Raw genomic sequence first — 17,322 nt, forward strand, 5'->3', positions numbered from 1 at the left:
CGTGCGTCGGATGCAGGGGTCGGGCGTCTCGGTCGGTCCTTGTGCGGGTGACGTGCGTGGACGGCCACGCGGTCGTCGACGAGCGTCGCAGCCTGCCGGGCCGGGGAGCCTGGCTGCACCCCGATCCGGAGTGCCTCGCGCAGGCGCTGAGACGGAGGGCCCTGCCCCGCGCGCTGCGCGTGGCGGACCTGGACGTCACCGGCCTCACGGTCGGCTAGCGTGGACCGTGCCCACCATCGAATCAGACGGGATGAAAGCCCATGGCCCAGCGATGAGCATCTCACGATGAGCACCCAGCCGTAACGATGGCTCGACCCTGTCTTGGGCGAGCCGAGACAGGAGAGAAGTGGCAAAGCCCCGCGTTCACGAGATCGCGAAGGAGCTCGGAGTCTCGAGCAAGGACCTGATCACCAAGCTCAACGAGCTCGGCGAATACGTCAAGGGTCCGTCCTCCACCCTGGAGGCACCCGTGGTGCGGAAGGCCCGTGAGGCCTTCCCCGCGGCCGCCTCCGCAGCACCCGCCGCGGCGGCGCCGGCCAAGCCGGCCGCCAAGCCCGCTGCGAAGCCCGGCGCCCCCAAGCCCGGTCCCAAGCCTGCCGCGGCACCCGCCGCCGAGGCTCCCGAGGCCCCTGCGGCCCCCGCGGAGACCCCGAAGGCCGCACCCGGCCCGAAGCCGGCACCCAAGCCCGCCGCCGCAGCCGAGAAGGCCCCCGTGGCCGAGCCGGCCGCAGCGGAGAAGGCCGCCGCGCCCAAGCCCGGCGCCCCGCGCTCCAACGTGCCGCTTCCCAGCGACATGCCGCGTCCGCGTCCGCGCCCGGCGGGCAACAACCCGTTCAGCGACCGTTCGGCGGGCCCGCGCCCCCGTCCGCGTCCGGGCGGCAACAACCCGTTCCAGGCCAACCGTCCCGGCCCGCGTCCCGGTGGTCCGGGTGCCGGCGCGGGTGCAGGCGGCGGCCGTCCCGGCGCGCCCGGCGGCGCCCGTCCCGGTGGGCCCGCGGGCACCCCGGGTCGTGGCTTCGGCCCCCGCCCCGTCGGCGGTCCCGGCCAGGGTGCCGGCGGCGCCGGCGGTCCCGGCCGTCCCGGCGGCTTCGGCGGCCCCGGCGGCCGTCCCGCCCCCGGCGGCCGCGGCCGCGGCGGCGGCACCGCAGGTGCCTTCGGCCGTGCGGGCGGCAAGCCCGTCCGCGGTCGCAAGTCGAAGCGCGCGAAGCGGGCAGAGTACGAGCAGCAGCAGGCCCCGGCCATCGGCGGCGTGCAGATCCCTCGCGGTGACGGCTCGACCCCCATCCGTCTGCGTCGCGGCGCGACCCTGACGGACTTCGCCGAGAAGATCGATGTCAACCCCGCGTCGCTCGTCACCGTCCTTTTCCACCTGGGCGAGATGGCGACCGCGACGCAGTCGCTCGACGAGGACACCTTCGAGGCCCTCGGCTCCGAGCTGGGCTACATCATCCAGATCGTGTCGCCCGAGGACGAGGACAAGGAGCTCCTCGAGGACTTCGGCCTCGACCTGGACGCCGAGCTCGCCGCGGAGACCGACGAGGACCTCGAGGCCCGTCCGCCGGTCGTCACCGTCATGGGTCACGTCGACCACGGAAAGACCCGCCTGCTGGACTCGATCCGCAAGGCGGACGTCATCTCCGGCGAGGCCGGCGGCATCACCCAGCACATCGGCGCGTACCAGGTGCACACCACGCACGAGGGTCACGACCGTGCCATCACGTTCATCGACACCCCGGGTCACGAGGCGTTCACCGCCATGCGTGCCCGTGGTGCGCAGGTCACCGACATCGCGATCCTCGTTGTCGCGGCGGACGACGGCGTGATGCCCCAGACCATCGAGGCGCTCAACCACGCCCAGGCGGCCAACGTGCCGATCGTCGTGGCGGTGAACAAGGTGGACAAGGAGGGTGCGAACCCGGCCAAGATCCGCCAGCAGCTCACCGAGTACAACCTGGTGGCTGAGGAGTACGGCGGCGACACCATGTTCGTGGACGTGTCCGCGCTCAAGGGCCAGGGCATCGACGACCTCCTCGAGGCCGTCCTGCTCACCGCCGACGCGGGCCTCGACCTGCGGGCGAACCCGAACAAGGACGCCCGCGGTGTCGCGGTCGAGGCGCACCTGGACAAGGGCCGCGGCGCCGTCGCGACCGTCCTGGTGAACTCGGGCACGCTGCGCGTCGGCGACGCGATCGTCGCGGGCACGGCCCACGGCCGCGTCCGTGCGATGTTCGACGAGCACGACAACCAGGTCACCGAGGCCACCCCGGCCCGTCCGGTGCTGGTGATCGGCCTGACCTCGGTGCCCGGCGCCGGCGACACCTTCCTGGTGGCCGACGACGACCGCACCGCGCGTCAGATCGCCGAGAAGCGCGCGGCCGCCGAGCGCGCCGCGCAGCTCGCGAAGCGTCGCAAGCGCATCTCGCTCGAGGACTTCAACAAGGCCCTCGAGGAGGGCAAGGTCGAGACCCTCAACCTCATCATCAAGGGTGACGTCTCCGGTGCCGTCGAGGCGCTCGAGGACGCGCTGCTCCAGATCGACGTGGGCGACGAGGTCGACCTGCGCATCATCCACCGCGGTGTCGGTGCGGTGACGCAGAACGACGTCAACCTCGCGACGGTCGACAACGCGATCATCATCGGCTTCAACGTGCGTCCGGCCGAGCGCGTCCAGGACCTCGCGGACCGCGAGGGCGTGGACATGCGCTTCTACTCGGTCATCTACCGTGCGCTCGAGGACGTCGAGGCCGCGCTCAAGGGCATGCTCAAGCCCGAGTTCGAGGAGCGTCAGGTCGGCGGCGCGGAGATCATGGAGATCTTCCGCTCGTCCAAGTTCGGCAACATCGCGGGCTGCCTGGTGCGTACCGGCAAGATCGTCCGCAACGCCAAGGCGAAGGTCGTGCGCAACGGCGTCGTCATCGGCGAGCCGACCATCGAGACGCTGCGCCGGTTCAAGGACGATGCGACCGAGGTCCGCGACGGCTTCGAGTGCGGTATCGGGCTCGGCAAGTTCAACGACATCCAGGTCGGCGACATCATCGAGACCTTCGAGATGGTCGAGATCCCGAGGGGCTGATGGCTGACAAGGCGAGGGCTCTGAAGCTCGCGGGCACGATCAAGAAGATCGTCGCCCGCGCGCTCCAGACCGAGATCAAGGACCCGCGGCTGACGTTCGTCACCGTGACGGACGTCCGCGTGACCGGCGACCTCCAGCAGGCCTCCGTGTTCTACACGGTCCTCGGCACGGACGAGGAGCGGGAGGACGCGGCCAAGGGCCTGGCGAAGGCCAAGGGTCGGCTGCGGGCGATCGTGGGCTCGCAGCTGGGCATCCGGCTCACCCCGACGCTCGAGTTCCACCTCGACGCGGTCCCCGAGACCGCGGCGAGCCTCGACCGTGCCCTCCACGAGGCGCACGTGCGGGACGAGGAGCTCAAGCGGCTGCGCGAGACCGCGGAGTACGCGGGCGAGTCCGACCCGTACAAGCACCCCGACGAGGACGAGTCCTAGTTGGGTCGCAAGGGCGGTCCCGAGCCCGTCCCCGGACTGGTCGTGGTCGACAAGCCGGCCGGCTGGACCTCGCACGACGTCGTCGCGCGGGTCCGCCGGCTGGCGGCCACGTCCAAGGTGGGGCATGCCGGCACGCTCGACCCCATGGCCACCGGCGTGCTGGTGCTCGGGATCGGCAAGGCGACCAAGCTGCTCACCTACGTCGTGGGGCATGACAAGTCCTACGACGCCACCATCCGGCTCGGCCAGTCGACCGTGACGGACGATGCGGAGGGAGAGGTCACCTCGACCGCGGACGCGTCCGCGGTAGGGGACGAGGCCATCCGCTCCGCCATCGCCCGCCTCACGGGCGACATCCTCCAACGCCCCAGCGCCGTCAGCGCGATCAAGGTCGACGGCAAGCGGGCCTACGCCCGCGTGCGCGGGGGAGAGGACGTCGAGCTTCCCGAGCGGCCCGTCACGGTGTCGCGCTTCGACCTCCTGGAGGTGCGGAGGGACGATGCGGTGGTGGACCTGGACGTCCGGGTGGACGTGTCCTCGGGCACGTACGTGCGCGCGCTCGCGCGCGACCTGGGCGCCGCGCTCGGCGTGGGCGGCCACCTGACCGCGCTGCGCCGCACGCGTGTGGGCGGGATCGGGCTCGACGTCGCCCGCACGCTCGAGGACCTGGGCGCCGTGGTCGACGACGGCGAGCCGCTGCCCCGCGTCCCCCTCGCGGACGCCGCGGCGGCGACGCTGCCGGTGCTCGAGGTGTCCGATCGGGACGCCGCCGCGCTGTCCTTCGGGCAGTGGATCGACGCGACCGTGGAGGGCCCGAGCGTGGCGATCGCGCCCGGCCCGCGCGCCGTCGCGATCGTCGAGCCCAAGGCGGGCCGCGCGAAGCCCGCGATCGTGTTCGAGCCGGCCGCCGCATCGTCCCCCGCCGCTCCTGCGGCAGAATGACCGGCATGCACGTCTGGCGCTCGCTCGCGGAGATCCCCGACCTGGGTCCCGCCGTGGTCACGCTCGGGAACTTCGACGGCGTCCACCGCGGTCACCAGGCCGTGCTGCAGGCGATGGTGGCGGACGCGCGCGAGCGCGGTCACGTCGCCCTCGCGATGACGTTCGACCCGCACCCCAAGGCCGTGCACGACCCGGCGCACCAGCCCGAGCTCATCACCGGGCTCGACGACCGCCTCGAGCGGCTCGCGGCGACCGGCCTCGACGGCGTGCTGGTGGTGCGGTACACGCTCGACTTCGCGCGGCAGACGCCCGAGGAGTTCGTGCTCGACTACCTGGTGCACGGCCTGCACGCCTCGTGCGTGGTGGTGGGCCGCGACACGCGCTTCGGGCGCGGCAACGCCGGCGACGTGGAGACCATGCGCGAGCTGGGCGCCCAGCTCGGCTTCGCGGTCGACATCATCGACGACGCGTGCGCGATCTCCGAGTCGGGACGCCGGTGGTCCTCGACCTGGGTGCGCGAGCTGCTCGACTCGGGCGACCTGCCCTCCGCGACCGAGGTGCTGGGCCGCGAGCACCGCCTGCGCGGCACGGTCATCCATGGCGACGCGCTCGGCCGCGAGATCGGTTTCCCCACCGCGAACCTCGACCACAGCGCGGGGATGATCCCGCGCCACGGCGTCTACGCCGGGTGGCTCACCGTGCTCGACGGGCACGCCAACGCGCGCGCCGGAGCGCTCGTGGGGGAGCGCATGCCCGCCGCGATCAGCCTCGGAATGAACTACACGGTGGGCGGCACGGACCTGCGCATCGAGGCGTACGTGATCGACCGCGACGGCATCGACCTGTACGACGCGGAGGTCGCGCTCGACCTCGTCGAGTGGCGCCGTCCCATGCTCGACTTCGGGTCGCTGGACGCGCTGGTGACCGCGCTCGGCGAGGACGTCGACTGGTGCCGCGCCGTGCTCGCGGTGCGTGCCTGACGCCGGTTCGCGTCCGTCCGCGCATTCCTGTACCATTGACAGTCGCCGTCAGAACGGCCGCGGATCCCAGTGCACCGGAGAACATGCCCGGTTGCGCCGCGCAACGAACCGGAAGAGAGACGCCAGTGGCACTCGACGCAGCAGTGAAGCAGTCCATCATGACCGAGTACGCGACCCACGAGGGCGACACCGGCTCTCCCGAGGTTCAGGTCGCCGTCCTCACGCAGCGCATCAAGGACCTGACCGAGCACCTCAAGGAGCACAAGCACGACCACCACTCGCGTCGTGGCCTGCTCCTCATGGTCGGCCGTCGCCGCAACCTCCTCAACTACCTCGCGAAGACGGACATCAACCGTTACCGCTCGCTCATCGAGCGTCTGGGCCTGCGCCGCTGAGCGCAGCCCCTCCCAGCGTCTGCCCGGCCGCTCCCCCCAGGGGTAGCAGCGGCCGGGCTTTCGCGTACCCGGGGACGATGCGCCGGCCCGGCCCCGCGCGGACGTCGCCGGGGCGCGCGCGGAACCCGCGCATCGTCCCTCCCTGCTGTTAGGATTGTCGCGGCCCGGTTCGCCGGGCCGACCAACACAACCTGGCAGGCCAGCCGGATGCTGATCCTCGGTGGTGACCCCCAGAACCCCCTTCCGTACGGGGACCGTTCTGAGCGTTTCGACTGACGATCAGTGACGCGGCGTGAGCCGCATCCGCCTGCCTGCCACGAATAGGCAAGGAGCAACTCCTGATGGAGGGTCCTGAGATCAAGTTTGCCGAGGCCGTCATCGACAACGGCGCCTACGGCACCCGCACGGTCCGCTTCGAGACGGGTCGTCTCGCGCAGCAGGCCGCGGGCACCGTTGCCGCGTACCTCGACAACGACACCATGCTGCTGTCGGCCACCACGGCCGGCAAGAGCCCCCGCGACGGCTTCGACTTCTTCCCGCTGACGGTGGACGTCGAGGAGCGCTCGTACGCCGCGGGCAAGATTCCCGGCTCGTTCTTCCGCCGCGAGGGTCGCCCCTCGACGGACGCGATCCTCACGTGCCGCCTGATCGACCGTCCGCTGCGCCCGACCTTCGTGTCCGGCCTGCGCAACGAGATCCAGGTGGTCGTGACGGTGCTCGCGATCAACCCGGACGACGCCTACGACACCCTGGCGATCAACGCGGCCTCCGCGTCGACGCAGATCGCCGGCCTGCCGTTCTCCGGCCCCATCGGCGGCGTGCGCATCGCGCTCATCGACGGCCAGTGGGTCGCGTTCCCCAAGTACTCGCAGAAGGAGCGCGCCGTCTTCGACATGGTCGTCGCCGGCCGCATCGCGGGTGACGACGTCGCCATCATGATGGTCGAGGCCGAGGCGACCGACGACGCGTTCGAGCTCATCGCCGAGGGCGCCAAGGCCCCCACGGAGGAGGTCGTCGCCGAGGGTCTCGAGGCCGCGAAGCCGTTCATCCGTGCGCTGTGCGAGGCGCAGATCGCCCTCGCCGCGCAGTCGTCGAAGGAGACCCGCGAGTTCCCGCGCTTCCTCGACTACCAGGACGACGTGTTCGCCGCCGTGTCAGCCGCCATCGAGGGCGACCTCGCCGCCGCGCTGCAGATCGCCGACAAGCAGGAGCGCGAGAACCGTCTCGACGAGATCAAGGACGCCGCGCACGCGCAGTTCGACGGTCAGTTCGAGGGTCGCGAGAAGGAGATCTCCGCGGTCGTCCGCGCGGTCACCAAGAAGACCATCCGCCAGCGCATCCTCAAGGACGGCGTCCGCATCGACGGCCGTGGCCTCAAGGACATCCGTCCCCTCTCGGCCGAGGTCGCCGTGGTGCCCCGCGTGCACGGCTCCGCGATCTTCGAGCGTGGCGAGACCCAGATCATGGGCATCACCACGGTCAACATGCTCAAGATGGAGCAGCAGATCGACTCCTTCAACCCGGAGACGAAGAAGCGCTACATGCACCACTACAACTTCCCGCCGTTCTCGACGGGTGAGACCGGTCGTGTGGGTTCGCCCAAGCGTCGCGAGATCGGCCACGGTGCGCTCGCCGAGCGTGCCCTGGTGCCCGTGCTCCCGTCGCGCGAGGACTTCCCGTACGCGATCCGTCAGGTGTCCGAGGCGCTCGGCTCGAACGGCTCGACCTCGATGGGCTCCGTGTGCGCCTCGACGCTCTCGCTGCTCAACGCCGGCGTGCCGCTGAAGGCCCCCGTCGCGGGCATCGCGATGGGCCTGGTGTCCGACACGGTCGACGGTGAGACCCGCTATGCGGCGCTCACCGACATCCTGGGCGCCGAGGACGCGTTCGGCGACATGGACTTCAAGGTCGCCGGCACCTCCGAGTTCGTCACCGCGATCCAGCTCGACACCAAGCTCGACGGCATCCCCGCCTCGGTGCTCGGCGGCGCGCTGTCGCAGGCCAAGGACGCGCGTCTGCACATCCTCGGCGTGATGGCCCAGGCCATCTCCGAGCCCGACGAGATGAGCCCGCACGCGCCCCGCGTGATCGCGGTGCGCATCCCCGTCGACAAGATCGGCGAGGTCATCGGCCCCAAGGGCAAGATGATCAACCAGATCCAGGACGACACGGGCGCGGACATCTCGATCGAGGACGACGGCACCGTGTACATCGGCGCCACCGACGGCCCGTCGGCGGAGGCCGCGCGCGCCGCGATCAACGCGATCGCGAACCCGCACGTCCCCGAGGTCGGCGAGCGCTTCGTCGGCACCGTGGTGAAGACCGTCGCGTTCGGCGCCTTCATCTCGCTCAGCCCGGGCAAGGACGGCCTGCTCCACATCTCGCAGATCCGCAAGCTCGTGGGCGGCAAGCGTGTCGAGAACGTCGAAGACGTGCTCGGCGTGGGCCAGAAGATCCAGGTGGAGATCACCGAGGTCGACCCGCGCGGCAAGCTGTCGCTCGGCGTGGTCGAGGAGGCCGGCGCGGAGTCCGCGGAGGCCGAGGAGACCGTCGAGGCGTAAGCGCCCCAGGTTCTGACGCTCGAAGGGCGGTCCGGTTCGCCGGGCCGCCCTTCGGCGTTCCTGGGCGCCGCACCGCGACTAGGCTCGCCCTCATGCCTCACACCCTTCCCCTCGTGCACGCGGGAGCGCTCGGCTCCGACCTCGCCATCGAGCAGGACCACGGCGCCGTCATCCGCCGCAGCATCCTGCCCGGCGGCGTCCGCGTGCTCACCGAGCAGATCCCCGGCATGCGCAGCGCGACGCTGGGCGCGTGGATCGGGGTCGGCTCCCGGGACGAGGCCCCCGAGCACGCCGGCTCGACGCACTTCCTCGAGCACCTGCTGTTCAAGGGCACCGCACGCAGGACCGCGCTCGACATCGCGGAGGAGTTCGACCGCGTCGGCGGCGAGTCCAACGCCCTCACCGGCAAGGAGTACACCTGCTACTACGCGCGGGTGATCGACACCGACCTGCCGATGGCGATCGACGTGGTGCTCGACATGGTCACCTCGGCGCGGCTCGACCAGGCGGACTTCGACATGGAGCGCGGGGTGATCCTCGAGGAGCTCGCGATGAACGAGGACGACCCGGGCGACGTCATCCACGAGCGCTTCACCGAGGCGGTGCTCGGCGGCCACGTCCTGGGCCGGCCCATCGGCGGCACGCCCGAGATCATCGAGGCCGTCACGCGCGACGCGGTCCAGGCTCACTACCGGCGCCACTACTCGCCGGCCGGGCTGATCGTCACGGCGGCCGGGGGAGTGGACCACGACGCCGTCTGCGCGCAGGTGCACGATGCGCTGGTCGCGGGCGGCTGGGACCTCGCGGGCGACGCGGTGCCGGTGGGGCGCCGGGATCGCTTCGCGCCGGTGGAGGCGACCCTCACGCCCGAGGTGCGGATCCGCAGGAGCGAGCTCGAGCAGGCCCACGTGCTCCTGGGCACGCGCGGGTTCTCCGCGACCGACGACCGCCGGTCCGTGCTCGCGGTCTACAACGCGATCCTGGGCGGCGGCATGAGCTCGCGCCTGTTCCAGGAGATCCGCGAGAAGCGCGGCCTCACCTACTCGGTGTACTCGTTCGGAGCGCCCAGCACGGAGACGGGCATCTTCGGGATCTACGGCGCGTGCACGCCCGCGAAGGTCGACGAGGTCGAGCGCCTCATGGCCCACGAGCTCGAGCGCATGGCCGAGGGCGTCACCGAGTCCGAGCTCGAGCGCGCCAAGGGCCAGATCGCGGGCGGCATGGTGCTGCGCCTCGAGGACTCGTACTCGCGCATGTCCCGCCTGGGCAAGGCGGAACTCGTCTACGGCGACCTGTGGTCCATCGCGGAGATGCTCGGCGACGTGCGGGCCGTCACCGCGGACCAGGTGCGCACTCTGGCCGCGGACCTTGCCACCCGCGACCGCGTCTCGGTGAGGGTCGGGCCCGCGTAACCCGCGCATCGTCCCTGGTCAGCACCCGCATCGCGGGTGCTTATGCTGCCCTTACACACTTGCCAGGCATCTCCCAGGTTGCGTCCATACGGTCTCACCGACAGTCGGTGACGATCGAACGGATGGACGATGCCCCACAACCCTTCCCGATGGACACGCGTGCGGACGTGGGGGGTGCCCGCCGGGGCGGTCCTCGCGGGCGTCGGCATAGGTGCCGGCGCCATGGCGCTGTGGGCCCCTGAGAGCGAGCAGCAGGGCCGCGACGCCCTCGCGATGGAGGGCGGCGCCGAGCAGACCGTGACCGTCGGGCTGCAGACGCTCGAGGAGTCCGTGTCCGCCACCGGCACGCTCGCGGCCGTGGCCTCCGACTCGCTCGCGTTCGACGCGTCGGGCACCGTCACGAAGGTGAAGGTCGAGGCGGGCGACACCGTCGAGAAGGGCGACGTGATCGCCACCATCGACACGCTGCAGCTCACGGCCTCGCTGCGGTCCGCGCAGGCGGAGCTCGCGCAGGCGAAGGCGACGCTCGCGAACCTCGAGGACGCCGACGACGGCTCCGACTCGAGCGCCGCGCAGATCTCCGCCGCCGAGGCGCAGGTCGCGGTGCTGAAGGAGTCCGTCGCGGACGCGAGGGACGCGATGGGCGACGCCACGCTCACGGCCGACATGGCCGGGCTCGTCACGGCCCAGCCGTACGAGGTCGGGGACGTGGTGACGGGCGGGTCGTCGTCGAGCGCGTCGAGCGGGACCTCAGGGACGTCCGGCGCCTCCGCGATGACCGGCACCACCACGGCCGCGACCACCACCACGGACTCCGGCGTCACCATCGTGGGTCAGGACGAGTGGACGGTCTCCGTGAGCCTGTCCGAGGACGAGGTCGCCCAGATCGCCGAGGGCAACCAGGTGACCTTCACGTCGGACGACGTCGACGGCGAGTTCTTCGGCCTCGTCACGGACATCGCGAACCTGCCGACCACCACGGGCGGAAGCGCGACCTATGCCGTCGAGCTGCAGGTCACGGGCGACGTCGAGGGCCTGTACGAGGGCACCTCCGTCACCGCGGACATCGTCTACCTCCGCCAGGTCGACGTCCTCGCCATCCCGACCAACGCGGTGACCACCACGGACGGCGTGTCCACGGTGACCGTGGTGGACGATGCGGGGGAGACCGAGGAGCGCGAGGTCACCTTGGGCGACACGATCGGCAGCTACACCGAGGTCACGGACGGCCTCGAGGAGGGCGAGCAGCTCCAGGTCACCGTGATCACCTCGTCCGGGGAGACGGGGACCGAGGGCCTCGAGGACATGTTCGGCGGGCAGCTTCCCGAGGGCTTCGAGATGCCGACCGGCGGTCAGATGCCCACCGGCGGCCAGTTCCCGGGCGGGCAGGGCTGATGGCCGCACCCGTCATCGAGCTGACCGGCGCGCGAAAGACGTACCACACGGGCGACATCGAGTTCGAGGCGCTGCGCGGCATCGATTGCAGGATCTTCCCGGGCGAGTACGTGGCGATCGTGGGCCCCTCGGGCTCCGGCAAGTCCACGCTCATGAACATCCTCGGCTGCCTCGACGTGCTCACCTCCGGCAGCTACGTGCTCGCGGGCGAGGACGTCTCCCGCATGGACGAGGTGGCGCTCGCGTCCGCCAGGAACCGCCGCATCGGCTTCGTGTTCCAGCAGTTCCACCTGCTGTCCAGCCTCACCGCGCTGGGCAACGTGGAGCTCCCGCTGGTGTACGCGGGCGTGTCGCCGGCCGAGCGCCGGGACCGCGCCATGGTCGCGCTCGAGCGGGTCGGGCTGGGCGACAAGAGCCGCAACCACCCCGGGCAGCTGTCGGGTGGCCAGCAGCAGCGCGTCGCGATCGCGCGGGCGCTGGTGACCGAGCCCGCGATCGTGCTCGCGGACGAGCCGACGGGCAACCTCGACTCGCACTCGACGCGCGACGTCCTGGGCATGCTCGACGACCTTCACTCCGAGGGCTCGACCATCGTCCTCATCACCCACGAGTCCGACGTCGCCGCGCGCGCGGGGACCGTCTACAACGTCACCGACGGGCAGTTCGTCGGGGCGGGAACGGAGATCGCCAAGTGAGGCCCGCCGACCTGCTCGCCAGCTCCTGGCGTGCGATCCGCTCCCACAAGATGCGGTCCATCCTCACCATGCTCGGGATCGTCGTCGGCATCGCGTCCGTGGTGCTCACCGTCGGGCTCGGGCTCGGCACCCAGAAGGACGTGTCCGAGCAGATCGCCGCGCTCGGCTCCGACCTGCTGATCGTGTCGCCCGGCTCGTCGACCGACGAGAGTGGCCTGCGCGGCGGCTTCGGCAGCGGCGAGACCCTCACGCTCACCGACGCGGAGGCGCTCGCCTCCGAGGTCGCGGTGCCCGACGCGGCGGACGTCGCCGCCGAGAAGACCGCCAGCCTGTCGCTCGAGTACGGCGAGAGCAACTGGACCACGGACGTGACGGGCACCTCGACCAGCTGGGCCGACGTCCGTTCGCGGGAGCTCCTGTACGGGAGCTTCTTCACCGAGGACGATGCGACGGCGGCGGCCTCCGTGATCGTCCTGGGCGCGGAGACCGCCCAGGAGCTGTTCGGGAGCACCTCGGTGGTGGGCCAGGACGTCACCATCGACGGCGAGGCGTACGAGATCGTCGGCGTGCTGGCGGAGGCCGGATCCTCCGGCGAGACGTCGCTCGACGACATGGCGGTGGTGCCGATGACCACCATGGTCGAGCAGCTCGACACGTCGGGCAACAGCGAGTCGGTCGATACCATCTACGTGAAGGCGGCGTCCTCCGACGTGCTGAGCGCCGCCTCGCAGGAGACCACGTCGCTGCTGCTCAACCTCCACGGCCTCGCGTCCGCCGAGGACGCGGACTTCACGGTCGAGGTGCAGGACTCGCTGCTCGACGCCGCGACCTCCGTGTACGAGAAGCTCACCGTGCTGCTCACCGGCATCGCCGCGCTGGCGCTGCTGGTCGGCGGGATCGGCGTGATGAACATCATGCTCGTGTCCGTCACGGAGCGGACCAGGGAGATCGGCCTGCGCAAGGCGCTCGGCGCCGCACCCGCGAACATCCGCAACCAGTTCCTCATCGAGGCGATGATCCTGGGCCTCAGCGGCGGCGCCGTGGGCGTGATCATCGGCGTCGGCCTCGCGCTGGCGCTGCCCTCGGTGCTCGGCTCCACCATCGTCATCTCGGGCCTCGCGCTCGTGGTGTCCGTGGTGGTCGCCGTCGGGATCGGGGCGGTGTTCGGCGTCTACCCGGCGGCCCGCGCCGCCAAGCTCGCGCCCATCGACGCGCTGCGCGACCAGTGAACGTGAACGACTGAGAGATAGGACACCCTCATGAAGAAGACCCAGCTGTCGATCGTGACGGCGATGCTCGGCGTCGCCCTCCTCAGCGGATGCTCCGCCGGCGAGGCCGCCGAGACCGAGGCCTCCGCCTCCGCCGACGCCTCCACCCCCGTGCTGGGAAGCGTGGACGATGCGGGGGGCCGGGCGCCTTCCGGCGTCACCGGCGAGATCGCGTACGTCACCGACGGTGTCGCCCAGGTGCAGGACGGCTCCACCCAGACGGCCGTGAGCTTCGACGACTCCACCACCGTGACCCAGCAGGTCGACATCGCGCTCGCGGACATCGCGGTCGGGGCCTGCGTGGTCGCGACGCTCGGCGACGACGACACCGCCACGACCATCAGCGTGACCGACGCCGACGAGGACGGCACCTGCTCGACCGGCTTCGGCGGCGGCATGGGCGGCTTCGACCGCGGCGAGATGCCCACGGACGGCGAGATGCCCACCGACATGCCCACCGCGATGCCCGAGGGCGGCGAGATCCCCGACGGCGCGCCCACCGCGATGCCCGACGGCGGCGAGATGCCGGGCGGCGGGTTCGACGCGGCCTCGCTGGTCGCCGGCACCGTGACCTCCGTCGCGGGCGGCGAGCTGACGGTCGAGTCGACGGACGGCGAGGAGTCGACCGTGACGGCCGCCGCGGACGCCACCATCACGGGAACGGAGGACGCCGACCTCGACGCGATCGAGGTGGGCCAGTGCATGACCGCGAACGGAGAGTCGGACACGTCCGGCGGGTACGCCGCCACCACGATCTCCGTGTTCGCGCCCGGCGACGACGGCTGCGTCTCCGCGACGGGCTTCGGCGGCGGTCGCGGGGGCATGCCCGGCGGCGGCGAGATGCCGGGCGGCGACGCGGCCGTCACCGACGAGCCGGCGCTCGAGAGCGCGTCGTGACGCGCGCGGGCCTGCTCTCGGGGCGCAGGCGGTGGCTGCTCGCCGCCGCGCCCGTGGCGATCGGAGCGGTCGCGGCCACCGTGGTGCTCACGGGAGCCTCGTCCGCGTCGGCCACCTACCGGACCGCCGCCGCGCAGACCGGGGACGTCACGCAGACGCTCACCGCGACCGGCGCCATCGCCTCCGCCAGCCAGCGCGACCTCGCGTTCCAGGTGGACGGCACGGTCGCCAAGGTCAAGGTCCAGGAGGGCGACACCGTCGAGGCGGGCGACGTGCTCGCGCGGCTCGACACCGGCGACCTGGAGGACGCGGTCACCGAGGCGAATGAGGCGCTCGCGGACGCCAAGGAGGCCCTCGCGGAGGACCTGGAGGCGCAGAGCGAGGGCAGCTCCACCTCGAGCACCTCGTCCTCCACCACGGCGTCCTCGGCCGCGTACTCCGCGGAGCCCTCCACCGCGGACCCGACCACCGCGGTCGCCGCGGTGTACGTGCCCGGCGACACGCGCATCGTCCTCACCGCCGCGGGCGGGGACGCGACCTCCGTGGAGGAGGCGCGCGCCGCTCTGGTGGCGGCGCAGGACGCCCTGCTCGATCAGTACGACGTGGCGCAGGCGCTCCTCGAGGCCGCTCAGACGGCCTCCGCGGAGGCGCAGGAGATCTGCGCCGCGTTCACCGAGGGCGGCACGGAGGACGCGTTCGAGGGTGCGGCGGAGGGCGATGCGGATGCGTCCGCGGAGGCGCTGGCGGCCTGTCAGGAGGCGACCGACGCGGCGCTGGAGGCGTCCCAGGTCTCGATCGAGGCGCAGGCGACGCTCATGGAGCTCGCGGCGGACGTGGACGCGGCCGTCGCGGCGCTGCAGGAGGCGATCGCCGCGGATGGCGGTGCTGCGGGCGGCTCCGACGGCGGCGGCTCGACGGATGGATCCACGGGCGGTGACGGCGGCTCGCTGCCCAGTGGAGACGCCGGTGCGACCGGCGGCGACGCGCCGACGCAGGAGCAGGGCGGCACGTCGCTCCAGGGCACGCCCGACGCCGCGACCGGCGGCACAACGTCCGACGCCGGCACCGCGACGGACACCGAGAGCGGGATGACCGGCTCGACCGCGGAGGACACCGTTCCGAGCGCCGCGGACATCCTCGCGGACAAGGCCGACATCACGGCGGCGCGCGCCGCGCTGAAGGTCGCGCAGCAGCAGGTCGAGCACGCGACGCTGACGGCCCCGGTCGCCGGCACGGTGGTCTCGGTCGCGATCGCCGAGGACGCCGCGGTGACGGCAGGCGACACCACCGCCGCGATCACCGTGGTGTCCGACAACTCCTACCTGGTCGAGCTGTCCGTGGGCCTCACGGAGGCCCAGCTGCTCGCGGTCGGGCAGGAGGCGGGGCTCACCCTCACCAGCAGCGGCGAGGTGGTCGACGGCGTCGTGTCGAGCGTCAGCAACGTGAACTCGGGCAACGACTTCGCGCAGGCGTACGCGGTCACCATCGCGGTCGCGGACCCCGGCTTCGAGATCAGGATCGGCGCCGCGACCCGCATGAGCATCACCGTGGCCGGCGCGACCGGCGTGCTCGTGGTGCCCACCTCGGCCGTGGCGGACGCTGCGGGCGACGCGACGGTTCAGGTGGTCGGCGAGGACGGCACCGCCACCCAGGCGGCGATCGAGACCGGCGCCGTGGGCGCCGTCTACACCGAGGTCACGTCGGGTCTCGAGGCGGGCGACGAGGTGATCCTCGCGGACCTCACCACGGAGCTCACGTCCGGCGACGAGGAGTCGGAGGAGTCCAGCGGCCTGCTGGGCGGCCTCGACAGCGGCTCGTCGGAGACCGAGGACCAGCAGATGCAGTTCCCCGGCGGTGGCGCGGGCGGCGGCATGGTGCCGCCCGGATTCGCGGGCTAGGGGACGGACGGCCCGCCCCGGGCGCCCGGTACGCTCGACGCATGATCTCCGTCGCCGTGCTGGGCGCCTCCGGGCGCATGGGTTCCCATGTGGTGGACGCCGTGAACGGCGCCCCCGACCTCGAGCTGGTGGCCTCCCTGGACCACGGCGACGACCTCGCCCAGGCCGCGCGCGCGGGGGCCTCCGTCGCGGTCGACTTCACGGTCCCCAGCGCCACCGAGGCGAACGTCCACGCGCTCATCGACGCCGGGATCCACGCTGTTGTCGGCACCACCGGGTGGACCGCCGAGTCGCTGCTTCGGGTCGAGGAGCACCTCCGCGAGCGTCCCGAGCTGGGCGTCCTCATCGCCCCGAACTTCTCGCTGGGCGCGGTGCTCGCGATGCGGTTCTCCGCGGCCGCGGCGCGCTACTTCGAGTCCGTCGAGATCGTCGAGCTGCACCACCCCGACAAGGTGGACGCGCCATCGGGCACCGCGACCCACACGGCTCAGGGCATCGCGGCGGCGCGCGCGGCGGCGGGCATCGGCCCGTCGCCCGACGCGACCACGCACGACCCCGACGGCGCGCGCGGCGCGGTGGTCGACGGGGTCCACGTCCACGCGGTGCGCCTGCGCGGCCTGGTCGCGCACGAGGAGGTGCTGCTGGGCAACCCCGGCGAGCAGCTTACCATCCGCACCGACAGCTTCGACCGCATCAGCTTCATGCCCGGCGTGCTCCTGGGCGTGCGCGAGGTTGCGCGCCACCCGGGCCTCACCGTGGGCCTCGACCGCTACATGGCGCTGTGAGGGCGGTGCGGTGAGCGTGATGCGGCGCCCGGCGTTCCTCGCCGCGGTCGCGACCACGGTGCTGCTCGCGCTGCTCGTCGGCGTGGTGGCGAACATCGCGTTCGCGCTCCTGCAGACGCCCGGCGTCATCGCGAAGCTGATGGGCGCGCTGGTGCTGGTGCTGCCCGTGATCGCGGTGTGGTTCCTGGTCAACGAGTGGCGCACCGGCATCACCGTGCAGCGCATGGCGACCCGCCTCGAGGCCGAGGGCGGGCTGCCGCTGCACGACGGCGCGCGCGACGCCCACGGGCGGCTCACCGACGAGGCCGCGCAGGATCTCTACGAGGTCGCGCGTACCGGCGTCGAGCTGGAGCCGCAGAGCTGGGCCGCCTGGTTCCACCTGGCGTTCGCCTACGAGGCGGTCAAGGAGAAGGCGGAGGCGCGTAAGGCGCTGCGCCACGCTGCGACGTTGTTCCGCGCGCAGGGCTGACAAGCCTCCCTCGTCGTACCTGCCCGGGTCTCCCCGGTGTCTCAGTGGCCTCGCGGCCTTGGTTATCCCCAGCTGGAAGATCCCTGATCCATCCCCGCGGAGGTGTCCGCCGCGTCGTGCC

The 17,322-nt window shown here is 72.0% G+C and carries 15 protein-coding genes; all 15 read left to right on the forward strand.

The features are described 5' to 3' along the window. Nucleotides 1–56: 56 nt before the first annotated feature. The 15 genes from AOM05_RS13065 (at nt 57) to AOM05_RS13135 (ending at nt 17,201) form a co-directional block, all read left to right on the forward strand. A complete protein-coding gene (locus AOM05_RS13065) occupies nt 57–218 on the forward strand; it encodes a DUF448 domain-containing protein (protein WP_439644563.1) in 162 nt (53 codons plus the stop codon). A 128-nt stretch (nt 219–346) separates the two neighbouring features. Beyond that, on the forward strand, nt 347–3,073 hold the full coding sequence (infB, locus tag AOM05_RS13070) for a translation initiation factor IF-2 (RefSeq protein WP_062522946.1): 2,727 nt from the start codon (nt 347–349) through the stop codon (nt 3,071–3,073). Further along, entirely contained in the window at nt 3,073–3,504 is a 432-nt protein-coding gene (gene rbfA, locus AOM05_RS13075; RefSeq protein WP_062522948.1) for a 30S ribosome-binding factor RbfA, read from the forward strand. Before infB ends, rbfA begins: the two co-directional genes overlap by 1 nt. Beyond that, the gene (truB, locus tag AOM05_RS13080) at nt 3,505–4,446 is read left to right on the forward strand and encodes a tRNA pseudouridine(55) synthase TruB (RefSeq protein ID WP_062522949.1); all 942 of its coding nucleotides are present in this window, start codon (nt 3,505–3,507) and stop codon (nt 4,444–4,446) included. A 5-nt stretch (nt 4,447–4,451) separates the two neighbouring features. Then, entirely contained in the window at nt 4,452–5,426 is a 975-nt protein-coding gene (locus AOM05_RS13085; RefSeq protein WP_062522951.1) for a bifunctional riboflavin kinase/FAD synthetase, read from the forward strand. 125 nt (nt 5,427–5,551) lie between these two features. Then, the gene (gene rpsO / locus AOM05_RS13090) at nt 5,552–5,821 is read left to right on the forward strand and encodes a 30S ribosomal protein S15 (protein WP_062294277.1); all 270 of its coding nucleotides are present in this window, start codon (nt 5,552–5,554) and stop codon (nt 5,819–5,821) included. A gap of 341 nt (nt 5,822–6,162) precedes the next feature. Continuing rightward, nucleotides 6,163–8,382: a polyribonucleotide nucleotidyltransferase gene (locus tag AOM05_RS13095; RefSeq protein WP_062522953.1), complete on the forward strand. Its 2,220-nt coding sequence runs from the start codon at nt 6,163–6,165 to the stop codon at nt 8,380–8,382. Nucleotides 8,383–8,474: 92 nt separating this feature from the next. Continuing rightward, nucleotides 8,475–9,794: a M16 family metallopeptidase gene (locus AOM05_RS13100; RefSeq protein ID WP_062522955.1), complete on the forward strand. Its 1,320-nt coding sequence runs from the start codon at nt 8,475–8,477 to the stop codon at nt 9,792–9,794. 222 nt (nt 9,795–10,016) lie between these two features. Beyond that, on the forward strand, nt 10,017–11,189 hold the full coding sequence (locus AOM05_RS13105) for an efflux RND transporter periplasmic adaptor subunit (RefSeq protein ID WP_156165194.1): 1,173 nt from the start codon (nt 10,017–10,019) through the stop codon (nt 11,187–11,189). Continuing rightward, complete coding sequence (locus AOM05_RS13110; RefSeq protein WP_062522959.1) at nt 11,189–11,884, forward strand: ABC transporter ATP-binding protein; 696 nt, start codon at nt 11,189–11,191, stop codon at nt 11,882–11,884. The genes AOM05_RS13105 and AOM05_RS13110 overlap by 1 nt, the downstream gene beginning before the upstream one ends. Next, nucleotides 11,881–13,113, forward strand: a complete 1,233-nt coding sequence (locus AOM05_RS13115) for an ABC transporter permease (RefSeq protein ID WP_228373309.1) — start codon at nt 11,881–11,883, stop codon at nt 13,111–13,113. Before AOM05_RS13110 ends, AOM05_RS13115 begins: the two co-directional genes overlap by 4 nt. Nucleotides 13,114–13,143: 30 nt before the next feature. Next, on the forward strand, nt 13,144–14,049 hold the full coding sequence (locus AOM05_RS14455) for a hypothetical protein (RefSeq protein WP_062522961.1): 906 nt from the start codon (nt 13,144–13,146) through the stop codon (nt 14,047–14,049). Then, entirely contained in the window at nt 14,046–15,947 is a 1,902-nt protein-coding gene (locus tag AOM05_RS13125; protein WP_062522964.1) for a permuted SH3 domain-containing protein, read from the forward strand. The genes AOM05_RS14455 and AOM05_RS13125 overlap by 4 nt, the downstream gene beginning before the upstream one ends. A gap of 41 nt (nt 15,948–15,988) precedes the next feature. Then, nucleotides 15,989–16,732, forward strand: coding sequence for a 4-hydroxy-tetrahydrodipicolinate reductase (gene dapB / locus AOM05_RS13130; protein ID WP_062522966.1), 744 nt, complete (start codon nt 15,989–15,991; stop codon nt 16,730–16,732). Nucleotides 16,733–16,742: 10 nt separating this feature from the next. After that, a complete protein-coding gene (locus tag AOM05_RS13135) occupies nt 16,743–17,201 on the forward strand; it encodes a hypothetical protein (RefSeq protein WP_082097537.1) in 459 nt (152 codons plus the stop codon). Nucleotides 17,202–17,322: the final 121 nt, after the last annotated feature.

The sequence above is a fragment of the Demequina silvatica genome (assembly GCF_000971215.1).
GTDB lineage: Bacteria > Actinomycetota > Actinomycetes > Actinomycetales > Demequinaceae > Demequina > Demequina silvatica.